This window comes from Burkholderia sp. Bp8992 (assembly GCF_003853705.1).
Classification (GTDB): domain Bacteria; phylum Pseudomonadota; class Gammaproteobacteria; order Burkholderiales; family Burkholderiaceae; genus Burkholderia.
In genome coordinates this window covers 194,399-220,311 of record NZ_QTQI01000003.1, presented here as the reverse complement: position 1 = coordinate 220,311, position 25,913 = coordinate 194,399, and the positions used below count along the sequence as shown (strand labels likewise).

Sequence of the window (25,913 nt, the reverse complement as noted above, 5' to 3'; positions counted from 1 at the left end):
CGGCTAACTCATTCAGACGGGCAGGCAAATTGTCATCCAGCAATCTGATCCGCATTCGCGGAGCACGTCAGCACAACCTCAAGAATCTCGATCTCGACCTGCGCACCGGCGAAATGACGGTCGTCACCGGCCCGTCGGGCTCCGGCAAGTCGAGTCTCGTGTTCGACACGCTGTACGCGGAAGGGCAGCGGCGCTATGTCGAAACCTTCAGCGCGTACGCGCGCCAGTTCCTCGACCGGATGGACCGCCCGCAGGTCGAGCGCGTCGACGGCGTGCCGCCCGCGATCGCGATCGACCAGACCAACCCGGTGCGCAGTTCGCGCTCGACGGTCGGCACGATGACCGAGCTGAACGACCACCTGAAGCTGCTGTACGCGCGCGCGGCCGAGCTGTTCGACCGCCAGACCGCGCGCCAGGTGCGGCACGACACGCCGGAAACGATCTACGCGGATCTCGTCGCACGCACGCGAGCCGACGATCCGCGCGTCGTCGTCACGTTTCCGGTCGAGTTGCCGGAAGCGGTGTCCGACGAGGAAATCGCGCAGTGGCTGTCCGCGAGCGGGTACACGCGCGTGCAGGCGCAGCGCGAAGTCGCGTCGCCCACCGGGCCGCGCAAGGTGCTCGACGTGGTGGCCGACCGCTTCCGCGTGCAGCAGGCCGACAAGGTGCGCGTGGTCGAGGCGATCGAGGCGTCGCTGAAGCGCGGCGGCGGCCGCGTGAACGTGTACGTGCTGGCGCTGGAGGCGGAAAACGCGATCGCCGAGCCGTTGATCTGGCGCTTCTCCACCGGGCTCCACGATCCCGACAGCGACCTGCGCTACGCGGAGCCGCAGGCGGCGCTGTTCTCGTTCAACTCGGCGTACGGCGCGTGCGAAACCTGCCGCGGCTTCGGCCGCGTGATCGGCGTCGATCTCGGCCTCGTGATTCCGGACGCGCGCAAGACGCTGCGCGGCGGCGCGATCAAGCCGATGCAGACGCCCGCATGGAAAGAGTGCCAGGACGACCTGATGCGCTACGCGGCGAAGGCCGGCATCCGGCGCGACGTGGCGTGGTCCGAGCTGACGGACGCCGAGCGCGACTGGGTCGTCAACGGCTCGCCGGACTGGAACGGCAAGTGGCAGAGCCAGTGGTACGGCGTGAAGCGCTTCTTCGGCTACCTCGAATCGAAAGCGTACAAGATGCACATTCGCGTGCTGCTGTCGAAATACCGCAGCTACACGCCGTGTGACGTATGCGGCGGCGCGCGCCTGAAGACGGAATCGCTGCAATGGCGGCTCGGCTCGAAAGAGAACGCCGACGCCGTGCTCGCGCCGGCCGAGCGCTTCATGCCGCGCGGCGTCGAGTGGAGCCGCGCGCAGCTCGAAGCGTTGCCGGGCCTGACCGTTCACGACCTGATGCTGCTGCCGATCGAGCGCATCCGGCGCTTTTTCGACGGCATCAGCCTGCCGAGTGCGCTGCTCGACGATGCGCTGAAACTGCTGCTCGCCGAAGTGCGCACGCGCCTGAAGTACCTGTGCGACGTGGGGCTCGGCTACCTGACGCTCGACCGGCAGAGCCGCACGCTGTCGGGCGGCGAGGTGCAGCGGATCAACCTGACGACGGCGCTCGGCACGTCGCTGACCAAAACCCTGTTCGTCCTCGACGAACCGAGCATCGGGCTCCATCCGCGCGACCTGACGCGGATCGTCGAGGCAATGCAGCGGCTGCGCGACGCGGGTAATACGCTGGTCGTCGTCGAGCACGATCCGTCGGTGATGCTCGCGGCCGACCGGCTGATCGACATGGGGCCCGGCCCGGGCGAGCGCGGCGGCACGATCGTCTACGACGGCACGCCGTCCGACATCCGTTCGGCGCACACGCTGACGGGCGAGTACCTGGGCGGCCGCAAGCAGGTCGCGCATGCGTCGAACTGGGCGCGCCGCGTCGTCGACGCGAATACGCCGCGCATCGTGCTCGAAGGCGCGACTGAACACAACCTGCGCGACGTGACGGTCGAGATTCCGCTGCAGCGGCTCGTGTGCGTGACGGGCGTGTCGGGTTCCGGCAAATCGACGCTGCTGCAGGACGTGCTGTATCCGGCGATGGCGCGGCACCACGGCAAGGCGACCGAGTCGCCGGGCGCGTACCGCAGCCTCACGGGCGCCGACCAGGTCGGCGACGTCGTGTTCGTCGACCAGTCGCCGATCGGCAAGACCACGCGCTCGAACCCGGCGAGCTACGTCGGCGCGTTCGACGAGATCCGCAAGCTGTTCGCGAAGGCGCCGCTCGCGCTGCAGCGCGGCTACGGCGCCGGCACGTTCAGCTTCAACTCGGGCGACGGCCGTTGCCCGACCTGCGGCGGCTCGGGCTTCGAGCACATCGAGATGCAGTTCCTGAGCGACGTGTACCTGCGCTGCCCGGACTGCGACGGCAGCCGCTACCGCGCCGAGATCCTCGAAGTGCGCATCGAGCGCGACGGCCGCGCGCTGAACATCGCCGACGTGCTCGACCTGACCGTCAGCGAAGCGGCCGCGTTCTTCGCGACCGACGGCGAGGTGCTGCGCGTGCTGCAGCCGATCGTCGACGTCGGCCTCGAATACGTGAAGCTCGGCCAGCCGGTGCCGACGCTGTCGGGCGGCGAGGCGCAGCGCCTGAAGCTTGCCGGCTTCCTCGCCGAATCCGCGGCGGCGGCCAACGGGCGCCGGGTCGCGACGGAAGAGGCGCGCATCGCACGCGCGAAGCTGTTCATGTTCGACGAGCCGACCACCGGGCTGCACTTCGACGACATCGCGAAGCTGATGCAGGCGTTCGGCAAGCTGCTCGCGGCCGGCCATTCGCTGATCGTGATCGAGCACAACCTCGACGTGATCCGCGCGGCCGACTGGCTGATCGATCTCGGCCCGGAAGGCGGCGACGGCGGCGGCCTCGTGCTGTGCGCGGGCACGCCCGACGACGTGAAGGCCTGCGCCGGATCGCATACGGGCGTGGCGCTGCTGCAGTACGACCGCGCGATGGATGCCGAAGCGGCGCGCGCCGACGAAGGCGTGCCGCTGCAGGCCGTGGTGAACGCGGCGCGCGCGCGCCGTGCGATCGAGGGCGAGGACGTCGTGCGGATCGTCAACGCGCGCGAGCACAACCTGAAGGCGCTCGACGTCGATATCCCGCACGGCAAATTCAACGTGATCACCGGCGTGTCGGGGTCCGGCAAGTCGACGCTCGCGTTCGACATCCTGTTCCACGAAGGCCAGCGCCGCTACCTCGAATCGTTGAACGCATATGCGCGCTCGATCGTGCAGCCGGCCGGCCGCCCCGAGGTCGATGCGGTGTACGGCATTCCGCCGACCGTCGCGATCGAGCAGCGGCTGTCGCGCGGCGGGCGCAAGAGTACGGTCGCGACCACGTCCGAGGTGTGGCACTTCCTGCGGCTGCTGTATGTGAAGCTCGGCCTGCAGCATTGCATCCACGACGGTACGCCGGTCACGTCGCAGTCGGTCGAATCGATCGCCGCGCAGTTGCTGCGCGACCATCGCGGCGAACACGTCGGGCTGCTCGCGCCGCTCGTCGTGAACCGCAAGGGCGTGTACACGGATCTCGCGAAGTGGGCGAAGGCGCGCGGCAGCACGCATCTGCGCGTCGACGGCGAGTTCGTGCCGGTCGATCCGTGGCCGAAGCTCGACCGCTTCCGCGAGCATACGATCGAGCTGCCGGTCGCCGATCTCGTCGTGTCGCCGGACAACGAGGCCGAGTTGCGGCGCAGGCTCGACGAGACGCTCGAACTCGGCAAGGGCGTGATGCACCTGCTCGCGCCGCTCGACGGGCTGCACGATGCGATGCAGGGCGAACGGTCGACCGCGCGCGTCGGCACGGTCAAGGTGCTGTCGGTCAAGCGTGCCTGCCCGGTGTGCGGCACGAGCTATCCGGAGCTGGACCCGCGGATGTTCTCGTACAACAGCAAGCACGGCTGGTGCACGACCTGCGTCGGCACCGGCGTCACGCTCACGCGCGAACAGCGCGCCGCGTACGACGACACGGTGCTTGCCGAGGACGGCCGCGGCCGCGAGCAAACCTTGCCGTCGGACGAGCAGGAACCGGAAGGCGTCGGCAACGAGCCGTGCCCGGATTGCCACGGCACGCGGCTGAACCCGTCCGCGCGCGCGGTCACGTTCGATGCGCATCCGATCGTCGAGGTCGCGCAGTGGACGGTATCGGATACGCGCCGCTGGATCGACGCGCTCGAACTTACCGGGCGCGATGCGCAGATCGCACGCGACATCGTCAGCGAGATCGGCAGCCGCCTTGCGTTTCTCGAGGAAGTCGGGCTCGGCTACCTGAGCCTCGACCGCGCGGCGCCGAGCCTGTCGGGCGGCGAAGCGCAGCGCATCCGGCTCGCCGCGCAGCTCGGCAGCAACCTGCAGGGCGTGTGCTACGTGCTCGACGAGCCGACGATCGGCCTGCATCCACGCGACAACCAGATCCTGCTGGACGCGCTGCGCAAGCTCGGCGACAAGGGCAACACGCTCGTTGTCGTCGAGCATGACGAGGACACGATCCGCCGCGCCGATCACATCATCGACGTCGGCCCGGGCGCCGGCAAGCGCGGCGGCACGCTGGTCGCCGAGGGCGCGGTCGCCGATCTGGCCGCCCAGCCGGATTCGGTGACGGGGCGCCTGCTCGCGCAGCCGATGCTGCACCCGCTGCAGCCGCGCCGCAGCGTGAGCCTGCCGGGCAAGAAGGGCGGTGAGGCGGTGCCGGAAGCGTGGCTGACCGTGCACGGCGCACGGCTGCACAACCTGCGCGACGTCACGGTCGGCATTCCGCTCGCGCGGCTCGTCGCTGTGACGGGCGTCAGCGGCTCGGGTAAGTCGACGCTCGCGCGCGACGTGCTGATGACCAACCTGCTCGACGCGGTCGGCCGCTCGGTGCTGTCGTCGCCGGCCACGCGGCGCGCGCGCAAGGCCGCGCAGCAGGACGCGCCGGCGGCCAACCGCCGTTCGAGCGTGCTCGCGCGCAGCGCGCCGCGGCCGTCGCTGAACGTCACGCATGCGTGGCAGGGCTGCGAGTCGCTGAGTGGCTGGGAGCAGATCGATCGCGTGCTCGAGGTCGACCAGACGCCGATCGGCAAGACGCCGCGTTCGTGTCCGGCCACCTATATCGGCGTGTGGGACACGATCCGCAAGCTGTTCGCGGATACGCTGGAAGCGCGCGCACGCGGCTACACGGCGTCGCGGTTCTCGTTCAATACCGGCGACGGGCGCTGCCCCGCGTGCGAAGGGCAAGGCGTGCGCACGATCGGCATGAGCTTCCTGCCCGACGTGAAGGTGCCGTGCGACGTGTGCCACGGGCAGCGCTTCAACCCGGAGACGCTCGCCGTCACGTGGCGCGGCCGGAACATCGGCGACGTGCTGACGATGGAGATCGATGAGGCCGTGGAATTCTTCGCGCCGATCTCGAACATCGCGCATCCGCTGCAGCTGATGAAGGATGTCGGGCTCGGCTACCTGACGCTCGGCCAACCGTCGCCGACGTTGTCCGGCGGCGAGGCGCAGCGTATCAAGCTAGTCACCGAGCTGACGAAGGTGCGCGACGACATCACGCGGCGCGGGCAGAAGGCGCCGCACACGCTGTACGTGCTCGACGAACCGACGGTCGGCCTGCACATGGCGGACGTCGCGAAGCTGATCCGCGTGCTGCACCGGCTCGTCGATGCGGGGCATAGCGTCGTCGTGATCGAGCACGATCTCGACGTGATCGCGGAAGCCGACTGGATCATCGATCTCGGGCCGGAAGGCGGCGTGGGCGGCGGCACGATCGTCGCGGCGGCGCCGCCCGAAGCACTCGTGAAGGTGAACGCGAGCCATACGGGGCAGGCGTTGAAGCCGGTGCTGGCGCGTACGGGTTCGGATGAGGGTGAAGCCGAGCGCGAGGGACAAGCACGCGTCGGTTGAGCGCGCGGTTTCGTCCCGTCAACGGCCGCGGTGTCTGGCGAGACACCGCGGCTGTTTTATTTCGTCTAGCAGTGTTCGGTCAGGCGGCCGGTGCGACGGACGCGCCCGTGATGCCGTGCCGACGCAGCGAATCGGCGACGAAGCCCGACACCTTCATTTCCTCGACGAATGCGTTCAGCTCCGCTGCGGCAGCTTCGCCGCGGCTCTTCGGCACGCCCATCGCCTGCCGGATCACCATGAAGCGCTCGTCGAGCAGGCGCAGGCCGGTCGTTTTCGCGGCGTCGGCTTCGAGCTGCTGCCTCACGCCGGCGGCGACTTCCAGCGACTGTTCGAGAAACGTCGGCACGACGGCCGGCGACGTCGGCGCGCGCACGATCTCGGCTGATTTCAATTCGCGCGTGAGGAACAGGTCGTACGCGCTGCCCTTGCCGACGGCCACGCGGTTGTGCGGCTGGTCGACGTCGTCGTTGGTGCGGATCGGCGAAGCGTCGGGCACGAGATAGAAGCCTTCGATCAGCACATACGGGGCGGTGAACGCGACTGTTTCGCCGCGCAGCGGATCGATTGCGAAGAAGCCGAAATCGGCGCGCTCCTCGGTCAGCGCCTGCACCGATTTGCCGGCGGCGTCGAATACGACGAGTTCCAGTTCGGCCGACAGGCGCTCGGCGAATGCGCGCGCGAGGTCGATCGATACGCCGAACGGTTCGCCGGTCGCCGGATCGCGGTTCGCGAGGATCGGGTTGCCGAGGTTGATCGACGCGCGGAGCTTGCCGGTGGGCGTGAAGGCGGAGACGACGGACGGGGCGACGGGCATGACGGGCTCTCGTTGGGGACGTGGGCGGGCGGATGCGACTGCGTAACGCCCCGCAGCTTATCACCGGGTTCGGGCCGGCGTGCCGCGGACGAGGCGCTGCATGCATCAGCCCGGCATCCCGTCATGATCGCCGAGCGGCCTGTCGGGCCAGTCGACCCAGCGGTTCGCGCGGGTTAGTTCATACGCTTCGTCGTGAACGGGCGGGGATGGCATCAAGGAAATCGATGTCGCCTACGGAAACGTAAAATCGTCATCGATCGAACGAGTTGTGACTTTTTTTTCCCGGGCAATCAAAGCGGGGAAAATTTGGATTCGGCTCCGGGACTTGTATATGCTTATGGAGCTAAAAGACAAATACTCTTCCAGAGGGGCCAAAAATATGAATCTCCACACGGCGGGGTGGATTGCACGGGTAATCTTTGTCGTTGTCGGGTATGCGGCGCTGACACGTAACGCCCGCCGGGAACGGGAGCCTATCGCAGTCAGCGCGTTCGAACAGCGCATGATGGATATGGCCAAAGCCGTCGGGCAGGTCGTGTTGTTTTTCGTTGCGTTCAGTATGGTTGTTGAACTGGGCACGTTTGTCCTTTCATCGCTGCACGGAAAATAGGGCTTTGCTCAGTCGAGTAGCCAGCCGACGAATGGTCGTATTTCGTTTCTTTGGTGATTGCAGCGCATATCCTGGTTCGATTGGCTGACGGATATGTGTCGAACAAGTCGGCGTGACTCGCAGCGCCGCTTTTGAATTTGTGCGTCCTGACGACGTAGCGTTCCGACGTGAGGTTCGTCGAACTCACCGGCCGGCATTGCTCCCTGGTTCCTTCGTTCCGAAGTCGATCGCAAGTGTGTAGCGATCTCTACACACTTGCAGCGCTTGTGACGGATGGCTATGCTGCCGTCATGAACGCCGCCTTCACTACCTGGCTCCTGCTGATCGTCAGTCTGCCGACCTCCGGCGCGACGGCACGGATGCGCATCTGGCGTGCCGTCAAGGCACTCGGCTGTGGGGCATTGCGCGACGGCGCATATCTGTTGCCGGCGCATGCCGATCAGGCGGCGCAGTTGCGCGATCTGGCCGACGATGCGCGTAACGGCGACGGGCAAGCGTGGTTGTTGCAAGTCCGTTCGGAAAATTCGTCCGACGAGGACGCGTACCGGGCGCTGTTCGATCGCGCCGAGGAATACGTCGACTGGCTCGCCGAGCTTTCGGAGGACCGCAAGACACTGCCCGAGCTCGCCGCTGCCGATCTCAATCGCCTGCAACGTCGCCACGCTCGCACGTATGAGGCCATTCGCAGCATCGATTTCTTTCCCGGCGAAACCTCGCTGCGCGCAAGTGCGCAATGGCGGGATTTCACCGCCGCCATCGAAGCGCTTCGATCTCCCGGCGAGCCGCGTGCTGCCCGGGGCGGCATTCCACGCCGCGACACGGCTCGATATCAAGGCAGGTTGTGGGCGACGCGGCGGCACCTGTGGGTCGATCGCGTCGCCAGCGCATGGCTGATCCAGCGCTTCATCGATCCGCATGCACGCTTTGTCTGGCTGGACAACATCGCGGAATGTCCCGTTGATGCTGTCGGCTTCGATTTCGACGGCGCCTCGTTCACGCATGTGGGCGATCGCGTTTCATTCGAAGTCCTGATCGCCAGCTTCGGGCTGGACGACAACGAGGGACTCGTCCGGTTGGGTGCGATGGTGCATGCGCTGGACGTGGGCGGGTCGACCGTGCCGGAAGCCGGTGGATTCGAAGCCATTCTGGCCGGTGCCCGCAAGCGCCTTGTCGGCGACGACGCCTTGCTGGCGGAGATCGGGACCGTACTCGATTCGCTGTACGCCCATTTTCGCGGCAACCGGAAATCGTAACCCCGCTGCTCGGCCATCCTATGAACCCACATCGCGATCGCCCTGCCTATACGCTGTGGCAACTGATCATGTACTTCGCGTGGCTTGGCACGACGGGCTTCGGCGGCCCGGTTGCGCTCGCCGGCTACATGCATCGAGACCTCGTCGACACACGCAAATGGATCGCCGATGCGGACTACAAGGAAGGCCTCGCGCTCGCGCAGCTCGCTCCCGGCCCGCTGGCAGCGCAATTGGCGATATATCTCGGCTATGTGCACTATCGCATTCTCGGCGCGACGATGGTCGGGATCGCGTTCGTGCTGCCGTCGTTTCTGATGGTTGTGCTGCTTGGCTACGCGTACACCCGATTCGGCGGCCTGACGTGGATGCAGTCGGTGTTCTACGGTGTCGGCGCGGCGGTGATCGGCATCATCGCGATCAGCGCACGCAAGCTGACCGCCAAGAGCATCGGTCGGGACAAGCTGCTTTGGGCGATCTATCTGGGGCTGGTTGCCGTGACGGTGATCACCGAATCGGAAGTGGCGTGGCTGTTTCTCGCAGCCGGCCTGCTCGTCTGGTTCACGCGCTCGCCGCCCAGGTGGCTTCGCCAGCGGCGCGTCGATGCGATCGTCGCATTGCCGGTATCGGCTACCGGCGCATGGCTGGGGGGCGTCGACTGGCCGCAGCTTGCGCAACTTGCCGCCTTCTTTGCCAAGGCCGGCGCCTTCGTGTTCGGCTCGGGACTGGCGATCGTACCGTTCCTCTATGGGGGGGTGGTCACGGAGCACCAGTGGCTCAACGAGAAACAGTTCGTCGACGCCGTTGCGGTCGCGATGATCACGCCGGGGCCGGTCGTCATCACGGTGGGTTTCATCGGCTACCTGGTGGCGGGCCTGCCAGGCGCATGCGTGGCGGCAGCCGGCACGTTCCTGCCGTGCTACCTGTTCACGGTATTGCCGGCTCCGTACTTCAAGAAGTACGGCAAGCTGCCGGCCATTCTGGCGTTCGTCGACGGCGTAACGGCCGCAGCCGTGGGGGCCATCACGGGTTCGGTGATCGTTCTGGCCAGACGTTCGATCGTCGATGTGCCCACCGCATTGATGGCACTTGCGACGATCGTGCTGCTGGTCAGGTTCAGGAAGCTGTCGGAACCGGTGGTCGTGGCAGGCGCCGCCGTGATTGGCTTGATCGTGTATCCGCTGTTGCATCACTGACCGTGGCGGCTGTCATGCAGTGGATGATGCGACGAGCTGCCGGGATCGACAGGGGGTTCGAGTCTGCCGGACGCGCAAGCTCTATGGATGGAAGGTTTCGCCGCGGTTCAGCATGTCGATGAATTCGCCGATCTTGCGCGCCCGCGTTTCCGGCCTTTTGGCATTCTGTATCCGAAACAGAATGGCATAGCGGTTACGGCTGTTCAGCGTTGCAAAAAACCGCTTGGCCTTCGGATGCGCGTCCAAGGCCGCCTGCAGATCGTCCGGCACGACCGAGTTGGCGGGCGACGTATACGCAGCCTTCCAGCGGCCGTCTTTCCTGGCCTTCTCGATTTCAGCCATGCCGGGCGGCCGCATTCTGCCTGCGGCGATCAGCGCTTCAGCCCTGTCCGTGTTGAGCTTGGACCAGATGCTTTTTGCGGAGCGCGGGGTGAAGCGTTGTAACCAGAATGTCTCGCTCTCGGCCCGCTTTTGACCATCGATCCAGCCATGGCAGAGCGCGCTTTCCAGCGCCTGTTCGTAGGTGATGGTTGGTTGCCCGGCGCCTTTTTTCGCCAGACGCAGCCATGCTCCGGCCGAAGTGCTGCCGTTCTGCGTCAACCAGCTTTCCCATTCGGCCTGACTGGTAAACGTTAGCGCGCATTCGGTCATGTCGCTGTCCTGAATGGTTGAGCACAGGTACGGGGAAGGCGTCCGCAGTCTAACAGTGTTTATGCGGATATCAAGGTCCGTGGTTCGACTCGTGGTGAAATCGAAGGTGGGTCGTCGATGCGCGTTGAGTGTGTTGCCTCGTCACGATCGGTTGACCCATCCATAGCGGCGGTTGCCAGCCACGAGCACTCATTCCCGCTTGTTGCCGTCGGGACGTCGGCCGTGCCCGGCGACTGTCCACTCGAGCCGGCCGGATTTCCGAACACCGAAGTTCGTCAGTCAAACCTGATCAAGTCCTTGAAGATCAGGTGTCCCCAGCTTTTTCCGCGCGCGTGCACGAGCCATCCGCCTTCCGAAAGGCTGCCAAGCCGGATCGGCGCGAAACCGAGTTTTTCCGCAAGCGCACCCACGTCCGCGGCGGCATCGTCATCGTCGCTCGCCAGAAACACGACTCTCCTGCCGCCGTGGACGGCCGGGTCCTGGTCAAGGACGGCAGCGGCCAGATGGTTGAAGCCTTTCACCAGCCTGGCTCCGTTGAACGCCTTCGCGACGACGGCCGAGGACGGGAGGCCGCCCAGTTCGTCAAGCGGGGCCTGCGTGTTCATCGCGTCGATGACGGTCTTCCCCGTCCAGTCGGCCAGCGCCTTCGCGACAGCCGGGTGTGACTCGAAACGAACCGCCAGAAAGATGACGTCCGCCTTGACTGCTTCCGCCAGGGTCGTGGGAATGACAGTCGGTCCGATCGCTGCTGCATCCGGCGCAAAACTTGCCGGGGCGCGCGTGGTTGCAACGGCCACATCGATGCCGTTGCGGGCGAACGCCTTGGCAAGCGCTTGACCGATCTTGCCGAAGCCGATGATTGCGTAACTCATGTGTTCCTCCTTCGTTTCCCGGTGCGCTCAGAGCTTGTAGCCGCCGCTCGCCTCGATCGTCTGGCCGGTCACCCAATGACCGTCATCGGAAGCCAGAAACGCCACCACGGCGGCGATTTCCGCAGGCTCGCCGAAGCGCCCCAGCGCGATCTGGGCCTCGGCCGCCTTGACGAGTTCGGGATTCTCGCGAAGGGCGGCGTTCGCATCCGTTCGCGTGAAGCCCGGCGCTACCGCGTTCGCGGTGATGCCGCGCGGCCCCAGCTCGATGGCGAGCGTATGGGTCAGCGTGTTGATGGCCGCTTTCGCCATCGAGTAGACGGGCGCCGCCGTGACGGGCTTCGTCGCGGCAGCGGAAGTAATGTTGACGATGCGCCCGCCATCGGCGAGGCAATCCAGCGCGGCCTGGATGATGAAGAAGGGCGCGCGGGCGTAGACCGCCATCAGCGTGTCCCAACTCTCCGGTGTCGCGTCCTTGAAGCCGACCCAGCCGGAATTGCCGGCGTTGTTGACCAGGATGTCGAGGGCCTTGCTGCCGTTCCGCCTGGTGAACTCGTCGTCGAGTCGTTCGAACAAGGCCGGGACGCTCGCCGGATCGACGAGATCGGCATGGACGGCAAACGCGGCGCCTCCCGCTTTCTCGATGGCCGCGATGGCCTCGTCCGCGCCGGCTTTGCTGGCGTTGTAGGTCAGTGCGACTGTCGCCCCGTCGTTGGCGAGACGTTCGGCGATGGCGCGGCCAATGCCTCTTGACGCGCCGGTCACGAGTGCGGTCTTGCCCTTTAGCGATTGGGTCATGGGGTACTTCTCCTCAGAGTTGCGCCAGGCCGCCGTCGACGGCGACCTCGCTGGCGGTCATGAAGCTGCTGTCCGGCGACGCAAGAAAGGCGGCCACGGCCCCGATCTCTGCCGGATCGGCCATTCGCTGGAGCGGCGTCATCGCACCGTAGGCCTTCTGGCCCTCTTCGCCCTGCGCTTCCTTGGCCAGTTCGGTCGCCGTCGCCCCGGGCGACAGCACGTTCACGCGGATGCCGGTGCCCTTGAGGTCCTCGGCCCAAGTCCGGGCGAGGTTGCGCACGGCGGCCTTGCTCGCGCTGTAGGCCGTGAATCCGGGGGCGCCGGTGGTACCGGCGCTCGATCCGGTCAGGATGATCGAACCGCCCGGGCCCATCAGCGGCAGCGCCTTCTGGACCGTCAAGATCGTCCCCTTCACATTGGTGTCGAAGGTGTCGTCGATGTGCTCGACGGTGATCTGGCCGAGCGGAAGCGGGCTTCCCGTGCCGGCGTTGGCGAAGACGATGTCGAGGGTTCCGCGCTCCGCCTTCACCGCCGCGTAGAGCCGGTCGAGATCGGCCGGTTCGGAGACCGAGCCTTTCACCGCGCGGGCATGGGGCCCAAGGTCGGCCACCGCGGCGTCGAGTGGCGCCTGGCGGCGGCCGAAGAGGAAGACGAAAGCGCCTTCCTCGATGAAGCGTTTTGCGGCGGCGCGACCGATGCCGGTTGCGCCGCCCGTGATCACGGCGGTCTTTCCATTCAGTCTGTTCATGTCGTGCATCCTTCGAAACAAGAGCGGAAAACCCGATTCTGGGACGCTTGATTCATGAAGACAATTGACTGAATATCTATAGATTCCATCTATTTTTTAGATACATATGCTGGACAACGTCACCATCAATCAGCTTCGGGCGTTCGTCGCCGTGTGTGACCAGGGGAGCTTTTCGGGGGCTGCACGCGAGTTGAGGCGTGCACAGTCGGCGATCAGTCACGCGATCAGCGCGCTCGAGAGTGCCTTCGACGTGGTGCTGTTCGAGCGCAACACGCGCAAGGCGACGCTCACGGCCGCGGGCCGCAGCCTCCTGCCCGATGCGCGCGGCGTGATCTCGCGCACCGAGGAAATGAAGATGCGCGCGGTTGCGATTGCGGAAACCGGCGTCCCGCAGGTGTCGATCGCCGTGGACACCTATTTTCCGCGTGCGCACCTGATTGCATGCCTTCGCACGCTGCAGGCGGACTTTCCGACGGTCGCGATCAATCTGCGCATGACAACCATGCAGGGCGGCGAGCGTCTGGTTCTCCAAGGCACGTGCGCATTGGCGGTGACGATCACGGACGTGCCCGAGCTGAGCCCCGGCACCGTGGAACGGCATCATTTACTCGATGCACAAATGGTGACCGTTTGTGGGCCATTGCATCCACTGGCTGCAATGGCGAAGCCGATCCCGCGGGAGGAGTTCGGACGGCACATCCAGCTCGTCGTCACCGACAATCAGCCCGATGCGGAAAAGACGCAGCAAGGGGTCGCCAGCGAACGCCAGTGGTGGGTGAATGATCTCGGCGCGAAGCACGACCTGCTCAGGGGGAGCCTGTGCTGGGGGCACATGCCGCGCCATATGGTCGAGGAAGACCTCGCGAAGGGAACACTCGTCGAGCTACAACGGCGCGCATGGCACATGCGGCCCCTTACGTTCATGATCTCGCAGCGGCGCGGGTACGCGTTTTCCGGATGCGAGACACGGCTGGTCGAGCTTCTCGGCAATTGTCCTTCGCAAAGGGTGCGCAGAGCGAAGTCGACATGACGTGCGGCCGCTTTCGAAGGCGGCAGGTTCGCCAGAGTGCTTACAATCAGAAGAGTGACGATGCCGATTCCGCAGCAAGCGCTTCGCCACGCCTCATGTCGGCGGCCTCGATGTCGGTGGCGCCTCGATTACCGTGCAGCAACAGGAGAACCCGATGATCAAGGTCAGTGTCATGTATCCCTACGCCGCAGGCGCGCGATTCGATCATGTCTACTATCGCGAGAGACATATGCCGATGGTGAAACAGCGGCTCGGCGCTGCGTGTCTGTACTACACGATAGACAAGGGTATCGCAGGCGGTGCGCCGGGCACCGATCCTGTTTACGTGGCCAAATGCGACTTCGTCTGCACTTCCGTCGAAGCTTTCGAGGCAGCCCGCGACCCGCACGCGCAGGAGATCATGGCCGACATCGCCAATTACACGGATATACGCCCCGTGCTGCAAATCAGTGAGGTGGTCGTGGAGCGTTCGGAAGACTGACCAAGGTTTGCACATCGCCACGCGCCGCATCCGCGTGTGGCGTATCTGAGCGGCCAGTGGCGCCAAGGTGCAAGGGCGACGAGCACCAGCTCGACTGCTGAGCCTCGTCAGACAAGACGCAGGTACTGCTGCAGGTATCGCCGTGGGTTGCGTGCTCATGTAACCGTGAAAAGTTGCTTTGGCAGCCAGATTACCAGTGAGCCCACATGGGGCATCTGTTTAACGGTGATGCGTAAATATTCCTAGGTAATTCGGTACAACCAAAACGAGCGCTGAACATGCCGCAATGCCCCACATGCAGTACAGATACACCTTACCACCGCGGCTCTTGATTACGTGGCGCGCGGCATTGCTATTGCGACTGATCCGGCTAAGTAAAATGCCGCAACCGGCCGTAAGGAGACCAACGATTAGAATCGGCGCAAACCTAAACAAAATAATCGATACCAGCAGACAGAGCGCAAGAAAAACATGGAGAACGAGTAGGCTGATTACGATCTTGGTTTGATCTGCCGCAATTTTTTCCATCTTGCACCTCCTGTTGGAAGGCTTCGAAAGCGGTGATGGTGTGTGCACGACGGGGCGAAGAATGTCGCGGATGCGCCTATCATGTGTCTCGTCCATTCATCATCGGATATGGGATGCAGTATTGCAACTGGATGCGGACGGCGAGTGCATAGACAACGAAAAGCCCGCTGGGAGCGGGCTTTTCTGGGCGCAACGACTTTGCTGTAGCAGTGGCCGAATGCCGCCGTCATTCCATCTCCTGACTGACGGGGTGGCGTAGGTCTTGGCGTAGCTTTGCGTATCTAGCCTTGTCAGATAACGCGCAGGTACTGCCGCATCATCGGCGTGATATTGGCAGAAGTGTCGGTAGGCGGGCTTTCACGTGACCGCGTATCCCGCGTCCTGCCGCAGACCGAAGCGAACACCCCCGTTCTCGCGCATACCCTCAAGCGGAAACCGCACGCTACGACGCTTCACGCGCCGTCACATGCTCGAGCAAATGCGCAACAAAGCGGGTGAGCTTCGGTAGCGGGCGCCGGTCGTGCCGATACACGACATGGACGGGATGCGCCTTCGGTGAATAGTCGTGCAGCACCTGCACCAACGCGCCGCTTGCCAGATCGTGGCTCACGAGAACTTCCGGTTGCAGCAGCAATCCTGCCCCTGCGATCGCGGCCATCCGCAAGCCGTTGCCGTCATTGCATGTGAACACCGATTCCGCCGAAAAGTGCGGGCTGTCATCGTCCCCGAGCTTCCAGCCGTTGCGGCGGTTCCACACCGTGTGAGACAGGCAATGATGCGCGCCCAGATCCTGCGGCGTCTCCGGCCGTCCGTACTGGGCGAGATAGCCCGGCGACGCACAGATCACCATGCGATACAGCGTCAACGGTTTTGCAACGAGATCGGCGTCGCCCAGGTCGCCAATACGGATCGCCAGGTCAAAGCCCTCGTCGATCAGGTCGACGTTGCGATTGCTCAGTTCCAGCTCGACACGCACGTGCGGAAACATCTGCCGGAACGTCGCGGCCAGCGGCGCGACGACGCAGGCGCCAAAGGTGATCGGCGCGCTGATTCGCAACGTACCGGACGGTGACGCGCGCAGCCGTTCGACCGACGTTTCGGCGATACGCATGTGTTCGAGCGCACGCTTGGCGTCTTCGTAAAACCCGCGGCCGGCATCGGTCAGGCTCTGGCGCCGGGTGGTGCGCTCCAGCAGGCGCGCACCGAGACGCTCCTCCAGTTCGCGCACATATTTGCCGACCATGACCGCCGAGATTTCCAGCCGCTGCGCGGCCTCGGTGAAGTTGCCGCCTTCCACGACGGCAACGAAGGTTTCCATGGCACGCAGTCGGTCCATATTGCGAACTGGGGGTTAGTAGTGTCGGAAATTAGAGCACATTTATGGGCTCGTCGGTTCGGTGAAGAATGGCGGCGTCTCAACCTGAACGCGAAAAGGAGTGTTCGATGAAGATCGTCGTAATCGGTGCCGGCGGGGACGTCGGCCGTGCCGCGGCAGACGAGTTGGCGCGTGACGGCACGCACGAAATCATTCGTGTCGGCCGCACCCGTGGTGACCGTCTGGCCGACATTACCCGCGACGACAGCGTGGGGTCGCTGTTCGAGCAGATCGGGCGCGTCGACGCCATCGTCGTCGCTGCAGGCAACGTCATTCTGGCGCCCATCGAAAGGATGACGGCGGCCGAGTTCCATCAAGGCCTGCAGGACAAACTGCTCGGGCAGGTACGCGTCGCGCTGATTGGCCAGCATTACCTGAGCGACCGCGGCTCGATCACGCTGACGTCCGGCATCGCGGTCGACGATCCGATTGCGCAGGGTGCCCATGCCGCGGCGTCGAATGCCGCGATCGAAGGGTTCGTGCGTGCCGCGGCTTGCGATTTTCCGCGCGGTCTGCGCATCAATGCCGTGAGCCCGACCGTGCTGACGGAGTCCATGGACCGGTTCGGGCCGTTCTTTCCCGGCTACGAGGGCGTGCCGGCGGCACGTGTGGCAATGGCTTATCGACGCAGTGTGGAGGGGGTACATAGCGGCCGCGTCTATCGGGTCGGTCATTGAAGTAACACGCCCGCCGGCACGCGTCGAGCCAGTCCATCGGAAAGCGATGCGCAAGCGTCACGGCGCTCGGGTATGCTGCGTCACTGTTGGCTAGCGTGGCGAACCCATCAAGCACGGCGCTGCAGGGTGCGGTCGATACCGCATTTGCAACGCCTCGTTCGCCGCCCGACGCCCCTTCCATTTCCAGAAAAAAGGACCCCTCATGGCAGAACTGGACAACGCACTTTACGAGCAGATCGGCGCGCTGAGCGAGGCGGGCGACGCGTTGGCGGAAGACGAGGATTTCGAAGGCGCACTCGCGAAATACTGGGAAGCGTTCGACCTGCTTCCCGAGCCCAAGACCAACTGGGAGGCCGGCACCTGGCTCATGGCCGCGATCGGCGACGCGAATTTCTTTCAGGAAGACTACGCGGCCGGCCGCGACAATCTCGGCCACGCGATGCATTTCCCCAATGCAGTCGGCAACCCGTTCCTGCATCTGAGGCTCGGCCAGTGCCAGTTCGAACTCGGCAATCTCGACCGCGCGGCGGACGAACTGATGCGCGCCTACATGGGCGGCGGGCCGGAGCTATTCGAAGACGAGGACGGCAAGTTCCTGCGATTCCTGGCCACGCGGGCCGACGGGATCCAGGCGCCCTGACGGGCACGCGTTTCGTCCGTATCACTCCAGTCCCGATCAATGAACCTGACCTTCGTCCCGACTTCGCAATCCGACGCGGAAACCCTGGTCGCGATCCGCATCGCCGCGATGCGCGACAGCCTCGAGCGCATCGGCCGTTTCGATCCGCAGCGTGCACGCGACCGGTTTCTTGCGTCGTTCGATCCGGCGCTCTGCCGTTTCATCGAAGCCGATGGCGCACGCGCGGGCTTTTACATGGTCCGGCCGAACGCAGATCACTGGCTGCTCGATCACCTGTACATCGTGCCCGCGCATCAGGGCAAGGGGATCGGCGCGGCCGTGCTGCGCGAGATCTTCGCGCGGGCCGATGCGCAACGCATCACGGTGCGCGTCGGCGCGTTGCGCGACAGCGCGTCGAACCGCTTCTACGAACGGCACGGCTTCGTGCAGACCGACGAAGCGGAATGGGACATCTACTACGTGCGCGAACCGGGTTCGACCACGGCGTAGCGCCCGTTCATTGAAATCGGCGCGCACGTATTAGCGTTTTCACCAATATGGGAAAACGCGAGGCCGGCCGATGTTGCAGAGAGGATGTGAATAATTGAACCGAGGCCAATTATGCCGACATCTGCAACGAACGACGTGAATGGCGTGCCATCCGAAATTCCCGACGCAACCGCGGCATCCGGCGACGCGGGCCGCGCACCGTCGATCCTGCTGGTCGACGACGAGCCGAATGTGTTGTCGGCGCTCAGGCGCGTATTGCGGCCCACCGGCTACGAGATCCTGACCGCCGGCAGCGGCGAGGCCGCACTCGGGATCCTGGCGTCGACGGAGATCGACCTGATCGTGTCCGACATGCGGATGCCGCACATGAGCGGCGCGGAATTCCTGGCACGCGCACGGGCGCTGTATCCGGACACGATGCGCATCCTGCTGACCGGTTATGCGGAGATCGCGTCGGTCGTGCAGGCCGTCAACGAAGGCGGCGTGTATCGCTACCTGAACAAGCCGTGGGACGATCACGACCTGCTGCTGACCATCGAGCAGGCGCTGGAGCAGCGCCGTTTGCGCCGCGAAGCAGCCCGGCTGGCTGCGCTGACGGAAGCGCAGAACGACGCGCTGCGGCTGTTCAACACGGAACTTGAAACGCAGGTGCGGGCGCGCACCGAAGAACTCGGCCAGACCGTGATGTTCCTCGAGGCCGCGCAACGCGACCTGAAACGCAGCTTCACGGCGATGGTGCAGGTTTGCGCGAGCATGATCGAGCTGCGTTGCGGGGCCGCCAGCGGGCACTCGATGCGGGTCGGCGAGATCGCGCGTCGGCTCGCGCTGGCGGCAGAAATGAGCGAGCTGCACGCGCAGGATGTCTATTTCGCGGGGCTGTTGCACGGCATCGGCAAGCTGTCGCTGCCGGATGAATTGCTGCACAAGCCGCTCACGCGGATGACGACGGACGAGCAGCGGCTGTTCCACGAACATCCGCTGCGTGCGCAGATGGTGCTGACGCCTGTCGCGCAATTGCACAAGGTCGCGTCGATCGTGCTGCACCAGTACGAGCGTTTCAACGGGCGCGGCACGCCGGACGGGCTGATCGGCGACGCGATCCCGCCCGGCTCGCGGATCGTTGCGATCGCACGCGATTTCGAAGGGCTGCGCCACGGCGAGATCGGTGCGCCGCATTCGATCGAACAGGCGATCGACGTGTTGCGCTCGCAGGCCGGCGTGCGTTACGACCCGCAGCTGGTCGAGCGCTTCACCGAGCTGATGCGCGATCCCGCGAGTCTCGGCATCGCGGCGTCCGTCACCGAGATCCGGTCGGCGCAACTGCGCGAAGGGATGCGGCTCGCCGACGATCTGCGCACGCATCGCGGCGTGCTGCTGATGACGAAGGGCAGCGTGATGTCGGCCCACCAGATCGAACTGGTGCGGCGCTTCGAGACGCGGGAAGGAACACCGTTCGACATCCTCGTGCTGGCCGGCCCGGCGGCGGCGTCGGCGCAGGCGCCCGGCGCAGGCGCGCCGCTGGCCTGACGGCCGCGGTGCGCGATCGATCGCGCACCGCGCCGATGCCTTCACCCAGCCAGGGGCGCTCGATCATGCATGGCACCTACAACGTCTCCCTCGTCCTGCTGTCGCTCGCGATCGCGACGCTCGCCTCCTATACGACGCTCGACCTCGCGGCCTTCATTTCGCTGCTCGACGATCCGAAGCTGAAGCGGGCGTGGCTGGGCGGCGGCGCGGCGGCAATGGGCACCGGCATCTGGTCGATGCATTTCGTCGGGATGCTCGCATTCTCGCTGCCGATCCCGCTCGGCTATGCGTGGCAGGGCACCGGGATCTCGCTGGCGATCGCCGTGCTCGTGTCGTATTTCGCGCTCAACGTCGTCACGCGCGCGCGGCTGGGCTGGCGGCGGCTATGCGCGGGCGGCGTGCTGATGGGCGGCGGGATCGCCGGCATGCATTACACGGGCATGGCCGCGATGCACATGCAGCCGGCCATTCGTTACGATGCCGTGCTGTTTGCCGCATCGATCGGCATCGCGGTGATCGCATCGACGGCCGCGCTATGGATTGCACAGGCGCTGCGCGCGCAGCAGGCACGCCATGCGACCGCGCAACGCGTCGGCGCGGCCTTCATCATGGGGATTGCGATTACCGGGATGCATTACACGGCGATGGCGGCCGCCCATTTCGCGCCGGATGCGCGATGCGGCGCCGCACGAGGCGTCGACGCACCGTGGCTCGCGACGACGGTTGCGCTGTTTACGATGGCGACGCTGGTCGTCACGCTGATGCTGTGCCGTTTCGATGCGCGCACCACGTTCCTGCGCGGGATGACCGACACGCTCGAACGGCTCGTGCGGTTGCGAACCGACGAGCTCGAACGCGCGCTGCGACGCTACGAGCAGACGACGCAGATGCTGCAACGCACGCGCGAAAACATGGCGGCCGAGATCGACGAACGCAAGGCCGCGCACGTGCTGCTCGAACAGGAAAAGGACGAACAGCGGCGCCTGCTGCATGCGCTCGCGGAAACGCACGAGCAGTTGCTGCAGTCGGAAAAGCTCGCGTCGATCGGCCAGCTCGCGGCCGGCGTCGCGCACGAGATCAACAATCCGATCGGCTTCGTCAGCGCGAACCTCAATACGTTGAAGACGTGGGTGCGCAGCCTGCTCGACGTGGTCGCCGCACATGAAGCCGCGCTGCCGCAGCACGACCCGGCCGCACGCGACGCGTTGACAGCGGTGCGCCGCGCGGCGGATCTCGACTACGTCCGCGACGAGATCGTGACGCTGATCGACGAATCGATCGACGGCGCGCTGCGCGTGCGGCGCATCGTGCAGGACCTGCGCGATTTCTCGCGACCGGCGAGCGACGAATGGCACGTCGTCGATCTGCATGCGGGCCTCGAGAGCACGCTCAACGTCGTCCACAACGAACTCAAGTACAAGGCCGACGTCGTGCGCGACTACGGCGATGTCCCGCAGGTCGAATGCTTGCCGTCGCAACTGAACCAGGTATTCATGAACCTGCTGGTCAACGCGGCGCAGGCGATTCCCGAACATGGCGTGATCACGATCCGCACGTCGAGCGACGGCGACCAGGTGTCGATCGCGATCAGCGATACCGGCGCGGGCATGACGCCCGACGTCGTCCGGCGGATCTTCGATCCGTTCTTCACGACGAAACCGGTCGGGCAGGGCACGGGGCTCGGGTTGTCGGTGTCGCACGGCATCGTCGAGCGCCATCGCGGTGCGATCGACGTGACCAGCGAGCCGGGGCGCGGTACCACCTTCCGCGTGAGGCTGCCGGTCCGGCAGGCAGGCGACCGCGCGAGCGCGGCCGCACTCGCGCAACGTGCATGACGCCGTGACGCCATGACGACGGCCGCTCGCGCGAAACCGGCGCGGGTGCCGCACGTCATCGCGTTCGCTTGCGGCGCTGGCGACGAAAGAAATGCCAGAACATGGCGGAGGCGTCCGGCCCGGTGGCGGAATGGAACGGCTCGCGCGGGTCTCCGCCGCTCCATGCATGCTGCAGCCGGCTGACGAGGCAGACCCTGACGACGAGCCGGCCGCCCTTGAGATAGTCGGTGAAGCCCGAACCGTCGCGCGCGTAGGTGCGTTGCTCGCCGACGCGTATCGCGCCGTGTTCGTCGACGAGCCAGTTGAGCCGCGCGAACGCGACGCCGAGTTGCGTCGCGTTCCGGTCGGTCACGACCGTATCCAGTTCGCCATGGATGACGAGGGCCGGCATGCCGGGATAGGCCGCGATGTCGGCGCAGGCATCGATCGCGCGTACCGGATCGTCGCGGAGGCCGCGACGCATCAGGCTCATGGCGGCCATCGTCGACAGCGGCGGCGCGATGGCCGGCCCGGAGTGCAGGCCGACGGCCGCGAAGCGGTCGGGAAACCGGATCGCCAGTGCCGCGGCGAGCCCGGCGCCGGCGGACATGCCGGCGACGTAGATCCGGTCGCGGTCGAAGCCGTGCTGCTGCACGACGGCGTCGATCAGCGAAGCGACCGCCGCGGCTTCGGACTGGGTCGCGTCGCCATGCCAGTGCCAGCAGCGGTGCGGATGGGTTGTCTTGGCCTGCTCGGGAAACAGCACGGCAAACCCCGATCGTTCCGCGAGTTCGAACATGCGTGTACCCGCGGCAAACGACTCGGCGGTCTGCTTGCAGCCGTGCAGCATGACGACGGTCGGCATGCCCGCCGTCGTCACCGGTGCGGCGGGAAGATACAGCGCGTACGCAAGATGGTTGACGAGCCGGCCGGCACTCGGGCCGGCGGAGTGAAATGCGCGGCGCCACGTGCCGGGTGCCTTGTTCGACGGCGTGCGGGCGGCATGCACCGCGCCGGTGCGTCGGGCGGCACGGGCGGGGGCGGCAGGTCGGGGCACCGGCTTGCTCGCCCGCTTGGCCGCCGGCCGCGGTTGGGTGGCCGGTTTCTTCGGGCGGGCCCCGGTCGCAACGGAAAACAGTTCGAGCGGCCGCAACCAGATGCTGGACTTCTTTTTCCTGGGCATGAGCAGTGTCGTGCGGGCGGCCGTGGCAGGACGATACGGCCGAATCCACCTTCGGGTGAAAATCGTAAGATGCCGAGCAAGATTCGTGCTGCCCGACACACGCGCATCGGAACCGTTGGCCGATCGAATGCGGTGGAAGGCTGCATCCTGCGGGCAGCTGCGATTCGCGTCGGACGACAACGAGGCTAGTCGTCCGATGTGACGCGACTGCGAAGCGACGTGCGCTGGGTCCCGTCGCCGACGGCTAGCGCCGATCCAGCAGCGTATCGCTCAACACGCTGAACGCCGCGCCCGGCAGCTCGTTCAGGTGTTCGACCACGCTGCTGACCGGATAGAACGACTCGACCGAATCGTCGAGAATCCCGACGCCGATCAGCTCGACGCGTTGCGCGCGCAGCGCATCGACGCGGGCACTCAGGTCGGTGCGCAGGATCGCCGGGTTGCCGTCGCCGGTGGCCGGATAGCCGTCCGACAGCACCATCAGGATTCGCCGGCGCGCACGTTTCGACAGGAGCCGCCCGGCGGCCCAGCTCAAGGCCTCGCCATCGGGATTCTCGTGTCCGCATTCGATGCACGCGAGGCCGCTCGGGTTGTCGGAATCGAACCGCTTGTAGACGCGCAGATCGAGCCGTTCGACGAACCGGTTGTAGCCGAACGTGCGGCGGCCGTCGTCGATCCAGCGCTGGTAGTGCGCACGCATCGCGGCATCCTCGACCGAGCTGTAGCCGAGCACTTCGCAGGCGAAGCCGAGTTGCATCAGCGCGTCGCACAGTGCGGCCGCGCAGAGTCTGGCGAGTTCGATTTTCCTGCCGGCCATCGAGCCGCTGCAGTCGATCAGCAGGCTGACGGCCGCGTCGCGTCCCGGTGCCGCGCGCGGGGTGCGGAACGGCGTGCGATAGCCCGGTGTGGTCGCCAGGCGCACGAGTGACGTCCGGTCGAGCGCGCCGCGCTCCTGTTCGCGCTTCCAGCGCGTCTGCTCGTCCACTTTCAACGCACGTTCGAGCCGACGCTTGAGCGGTTCGGTCTGCGCGCGGGCCGCACCGCGCAGACGATGCCAGCCGGCCGCGTCACCCTGGCCGGTGAAGTCCATTACCGTGTCGAACGCGGTCGTCAGCGGGACGGAAAGCAACGGTCGGTTCTCCGCGGACAGGCGAATCGTGCCGGGCGACGCGTCGCCCGGCGTTGGGGTGTCCGTTGATGACGCCATGTCCGCGATCGCACTGGCGGCGGATTCGGCTGAAACCGGTGCGCGTGCGTCGTCCTCCGACGCACCGTGTTCGTCCGATTCGAATTCGGCGGCGATGGCCGTGCCGTCGATCGTGCCGTCAGGATCGGCCGTGAACATCATGTTGTTCGCGCCGGCCGATGCCAGCATGCGCACGCGTTCGACGATCCGTCGCGCGGCGCGGATGCTGTCGGCCGTCGACGTCGACGCGCGCGCTTCGTCGACGAGATCGTCGGCCGCGGCGAGCGTGGCGTCGAGCGACGGAACGCGTTCCATCGACGAAGGCGGCTCGTCCCACAGCGCGCGTTCGATCCGCCACAGCAGCTTGTCGCGCCACGCCATGCGCGGCCAGCGGCGCAGCGTGTCGGCGGCCGACACCGCGCGCATCCGGCGCAGGAACGTGTTCGCGCCGGGATAGATCGCGACAAGGCAACCGGATGCGCGGCGGTCGTCGATCGCTTGCGCAATGGCCTGCACACCGGGCGATGCGAGCGCGGCAACGTCATCGATCGCGCCAAAGCGCAACCTTGCCGCATGGAGATCGACGAAGCCGGTGATCGCATCGTCGTCGATCTCGCCGGCGAGCAGCGTATCGGGCAACACCAGCACGTCGCGCTGCACGGCCGGCCCGTGGCGCGCGAACCGCACGTCGATGCCGTGCCGTTGCGTGAGCGTGCGGGCCAGCCGTGTCAGGTGCTGCGACCGCGCGTCGTCGTCCCGGTCCATCGCGTCAGGCCTCGACGTCGATGTAGTGGCGGATGATGCTGCGGATCAGGTCGGCGTCTTCCGTGCTGACCTTCGCGTAGAGGGTCGGGCCGGCGGCCGATTCGGGGTCGCCGGTGCGCAGCATCAGTTCGGCCCAGTCGAGCAGGCGGCGCGTCGAGAACGCGCTGGCCAGATCCTCGCGGACGAACGCGGCGCGGCAGTCGGCGGCGATCGCCGCGAGCGTGTCGGCCATTGCCGCCGACATCGCCGCACCGAAGGTCCGTTGCAGCACGCGCGCCTCGTCGGCCGGCGGCAGGTAGTCGAGGTGGTACACGCGCCAGCGATCGAGGAACGCCTCGTTCATCACGTTGGCGCCCTGGTACAGGTGGCGGAACCGGCCCATCGCACCCACTGCATTGGCGGTCGCGAACAGCCGGAACGACGGATGCGGGACCACGATCTCGTTGCCCTTCTCCTTCAGCAGCAGGCGGCCGCCCGGTTCGAGCACGGCGGTCAGCACCGCGAGGATCGCCGGTTCCGCGAAGTCGATCTCGTCGACGATGAGCCACAGCCCTTCGCGCATCGCGGTCGGCAGCACGCCGTCGACCCAGATCGTCTCGCCGCCCTTGACGGTCCAGAAGCCGACGAAGTCGCCGACCGTCGTCTGCCCGTTCATGTTCGAGCGCAGCACGCCGTGGCCTGCTTGCGCGGCGGCCTGTTCGACGAGGCTCGTCTTCCCCGTGCCCGTATGACCGATCAGCAGGATGCGGCGGTTCTCGACGATGTCTTCGAGCACGTTCGTCGTGCGCGCGGTGAACAGGTAGGCCGGATTCGGCGGCGGCACGAGCGGCCCGCCCGGCCCGCGCGGCATCGGCACGCCGCCTACGTGCACGATGTGCGGCGCGTCGATGGCCGCCGCCGGTCGCGATGCGTGCGCGCGCCGCAGGTCCTGCATGAACCCGGCGCGATGGGCCGGCGCTGCGCGGTCGCCGGCTTCGCGCCGGACGAAGCCTTCCTGCAGCCACTTGTGCAGCTTTGCGTCGAGGTTGTCCGCATCGACGACCGTGTCGACCGACGTGCTGCCGTCGGGCCGGTGATGCTGGATCCGGTACATGTGCGCCCGTTCGGAACGGCTGACGACCCATTGTCCGGCGGACGGGGCGGCCAGTTGCCGGTAGACGCCGAGCACTGACGGGCCGGAGGAGGAGGGAGCAGCGGGTGCGTTCATGGCGGCAGACGAGATGGGCGGCTGGCACTTCATGTCATCGATGCATCGCGTCGATTGTATAGTTTTGCCGCAACGGGCGACATGGGCACGTCGTGGGCCGCCATGCCTTGATCAAACGGGTCGAATTTCAGTACCGTAGCAGGCTGGATCG

The 25,913-nt window shown here is 66.0% G+C and carries 21 protein-coding genes and 1 pseudogene; 11 read left to right on the top strand and 11 right to left on the bottom strand.

The window, feature by feature from the left end; translation table 11 throughout:
* Positions 1-29 precede the first annotated feature (29 nt).
* On the top strand, positions 30-5,924 hold the full coding sequence (gene uvrA, locus DIE03_RS06095) for an excinuclease ABC subunit UvrA (RefSeq protein ID WP_124448475.1): 5,895 nt from the start codon (positions 30-32) through the stop codon (positions 5,922-5,924).
* 79 nt (positions 5,925-6,003) lie between these two features.
* On the opposite strand, the gene DIE03_RS06090 is transcribed toward uvrA, so the two are convergent.
* Together DIE03_RS06090 and DIE03_RS38965 are read right to left on the bottom strand one after the other, a co-directional pair.
* The gene (locus DIE03_RS06090) at positions 6,004-6,738 is read right to left on the bottom strand and encodes an ABC transporter substrate-binding protein (protein ID WP_124448473.1); all 735 of its coding nucleotides are present in this window, start codon (positions 6,736-6,738) and stop codon (positions 6,004-6,006) included.
* 105 nt (positions 6,739-6,843) lie between these two features.
* Positions 6,844-6,930: pseudogene (locus DIE03_RS38965) on the bottom strand (cupin); the annotation flags it as partial.
* Between the two features lie 187 nt (positions 6,931-7,117).
* On the opposite strand from DIE03_RS38965, the gene DIE03_RS06080 reads away from it, so the two are divergent.
* The 3 genes from DIE03_RS06080 to DIE03_RS06070 all read left to right on the top strand — a co-directional run bounded on the left by DIE03_RS06080 (position 7,118) and on the right by DIE03_RS06070 (position 9,794).
* On the top strand, positions 7,118-7,348 hold the full coding sequence (locus DIE03_RS06080) for a hypothetical protein (RefSeq protein ID WP_124448471.1): 231 nt from the start codon (positions 7,118-7,120) through the stop codon (positions 7,346-7,348).
* Positions 7,349-7,638: 290 nt separating this feature from the next.
* Complete coding sequence (locus DIE03_RS06075; RefSeq protein ID WP_124448469.1) at positions 7,639-8,601, top strand: chromate resistance protein ChrB domain-containing protein; 963 nt, start codon at positions 7,639-7,641, stop codon at positions 8,599-8,601.
* 20 nt (positions 8,602-8,621) lie between these two features.
* On the top strand, positions 8,622-9,794 hold the full coding sequence (locus DIE03_RS06070; protein WP_124448467.1) for a chromate transporter: 1,173 nt from the start codon (positions 8,622-8,624) through the stop codon (positions 9,792-9,794).
* Positions 9,795-9,875: 81 nt separating this feature from the next.
* Here the strand turns inward: DIE03_RS06070 and DIE03_RS06065 are convergent, their stop codons facing one another.
* The 4 genes from DIE03_RS06065 to DIE03_RS06050 all read right to left on the bottom strand — a co-directional run bounded on the left by DIE03_RS06065 (position 9,876) and on the right by DIE03_RS06050 (position 12,860).
* Positions 9,876-10,445 (bottom strand): YdeI family protein, encoded by a 570-nt coding sequence (locus DIE03_RS06065; protein WP_124448465.1) that lies wholly within the window; start codon positions 10,443-10,445, stop codon positions 9,876-9,878.
* Positions 10,446-10,720: 275 nt separating this feature from the next.
* On the bottom strand, positions 10,721-11,317 hold the full coding sequence (locus DIE03_RS06060; RefSeq protein WP_124448463.1) for an NADPH-dependent F420 reductase: 597 nt from the start codon (positions 11,315-11,317) through the stop codon (positions 10,721-10,723).
* 27 nt (positions 11,318-11,344) lie between these two features.
* Positions 11,345-12,112 carry an SDR family NAD(P)-dependent oxidoreductase gene (locus DIE03_RS06055; protein WP_124448461.1) on the bottom strand — a complete coding sequence of 256 codons (768 nt, stop codon included), beginning with the start codon at positions 12,110-12,112 and terminating at the stop codon, positions 11,345-11,347.
* A 13-nt stretch (positions 12,113-12,125) separates the two neighbouring features.
* Positions 12,126-12,860: an SDR family NAD(P)-dependent oxidoreductase gene (locus DIE03_RS06050; RefSeq protein WP_124448459.1), complete on the bottom strand. Its 735-nt coding sequence runs from the start codon at positions 12,858-12,860 to the stop codon at positions 12,126-12,128.
* Positions 12,861-12,966: 106 nt separating this feature from the next.
* Between DIE03_RS06050 and DIE03_RS06045 the strand changes: the two genes are divergently transcribed.
* Together DIE03_RS06045 and DIE03_RS06040 are read left to right on the top strand one after the other, a co-directional pair.
* Positions 12,967-13,890, top strand: coding sequence for a LysR family transcriptional regulator (locus DIE03_RS06045; RefSeq protein WP_124448457.1), 924 nt, complete (start codon positions 12,967-12,969; stop codon positions 13,888-13,890).
* A 154-nt stretch (positions 13,891-14,044) separates the two neighbouring features.
* Positions 14,045-14,371: an EthD family reductase gene (locus DIE03_RS06040; RefSeq protein ID WP_124448455.1), complete on the top strand. Its 327-nt coding sequence runs from the start codon at positions 14,045-14,047 to the stop codon at positions 14,369-14,371.
* 219 nt (positions 14,372-14,590) lie between these two features.
* Here DIE03_RS06040 and DIE03_RS06035 read toward each other — a convergent pair whose 3' ends face one another.
* Together DIE03_RS06035 and DIE03_RS06030 are read right to left on the bottom strand one after the other, a co-directional pair.
* On the bottom strand, positions 14,591-14,899 hold the full coding sequence (locus tag DIE03_RS06035) for a hypothetical protein (protein ID WP_124448453.1): 309 nt from the start codon (positions 14,897-14,899) through the stop codon (positions 14,591-14,593).
* Between the two features lie 442 nt (positions 14,900-15,341).
* Positions 15,342-16,235: a LysR family transcriptional regulator gene (locus tag DIE03_RS06030; RefSeq protein WP_124448451.1), complete on the bottom strand. Its 894-nt coding sequence runs from the start codon at positions 16,233-16,235 to the stop codon at positions 15,342-15,344.
* Positions 16,236-16,342: 107 nt separating this feature from the next.
* Here DIE03_RS06030 and DIE03_RS06025 point away from each other — a divergent pair, with 107 nt between their 5' ends.
* From DIE03_RS06025 to DIE03_RS06005, 5 genes are all read left to right on the top strand, one after another.
* On the top strand, positions 16,343-16,951 hold the full coding sequence (locus DIE03_RS06025) for a short chain dehydrogenase (RefSeq protein WP_124448449.1): 609 nt from the start codon (positions 16,343-16,345) through the stop codon (positions 16,949-16,951).
* Positions 16,952-17,153: 202 nt separating this feature from the next.
* Entirely contained in the window at positions 17,154-17,591 is a 438-nt protein-coding gene (locus DIE03_RS06020; protein WP_124448447.1) for a tol-pal system YbgF family protein, read from the top strand.
* A gap of 39 nt (positions 17,592-17,630) precedes the next feature.
* On the top strand, positions 17,631-18,080 hold the full coding sequence (locus DIE03_RS06015; protein ID WP_124448445.1) for a GNAT family N-acetyltransferase: 450 nt from the start codon (positions 17,631-17,633) through the stop codon (positions 18,078-18,080).
* 111 nt (positions 18,081-18,191) lie between these two features.
* Complete coding sequence (locus tag DIE03_RS06010) at positions 18,192-19,607, top strand: HD domain-containing phosphohydrolase (protein WP_124448443.1); 1,416 nt, start codon at positions 18,192-18,194, stop codon at positions 19,605-19,607.
* A gap of 65 nt (positions 19,608-19,672) precedes the next feature.
* The gene (locus tag DIE03_RS06005; RefSeq protein ID WP_124448847.1) at positions 19,673-21,442 is read left to right on the top strand and encodes a histidine kinase; all 1,770 of its coding nucleotides are present in this window, start codon (positions 19,673-19,675) and stop codon (positions 21,440-21,442) included.
* Positions 21,443-21,497: 55 nt separating this feature from the next.
* On the opposite strand, the gene DIE03_RS06000 is transcribed toward DIE03_RS06005, so the two are convergent.
* The 3 genes from DIE03_RS06000 to DIE03_RS05990 form a co-directional block, all read right to left on the bottom strand.
* Positions 21,498-22,604, bottom strand: coding sequence for a PHB depolymerase family esterase (locus DIE03_RS06000; protein ID WP_124448845.1), 1,107 nt, complete (start codon positions 22,602-22,604; stop codon positions 21,498-21,500).
* Between the two features lie 244 nt (positions 22,605-22,848).
* Positions 22,849-24,555, bottom strand: a complete 1,707-nt coding sequence (locus DIE03_RS05995) for a cobaltochelatase CobT-related protein (protein ID WP_124448441.1) — start codon at positions 24,553-24,555, stop codon at positions 22,849-22,851.
* 4 nt (positions 24,556-24,559) lie between these two features.
* On the bottom strand, positions 24,560-25,762 hold the full coding sequence (locus DIE03_RS05990) for an AAA family ATPase (RefSeq protein ID WP_124448439.1): 1,203 nt from the start codon (positions 25,760-25,762) through the stop codon (positions 24,560-24,562).
* Positions 25,763-25,913 lie beyond the last annotated feature (151 nt).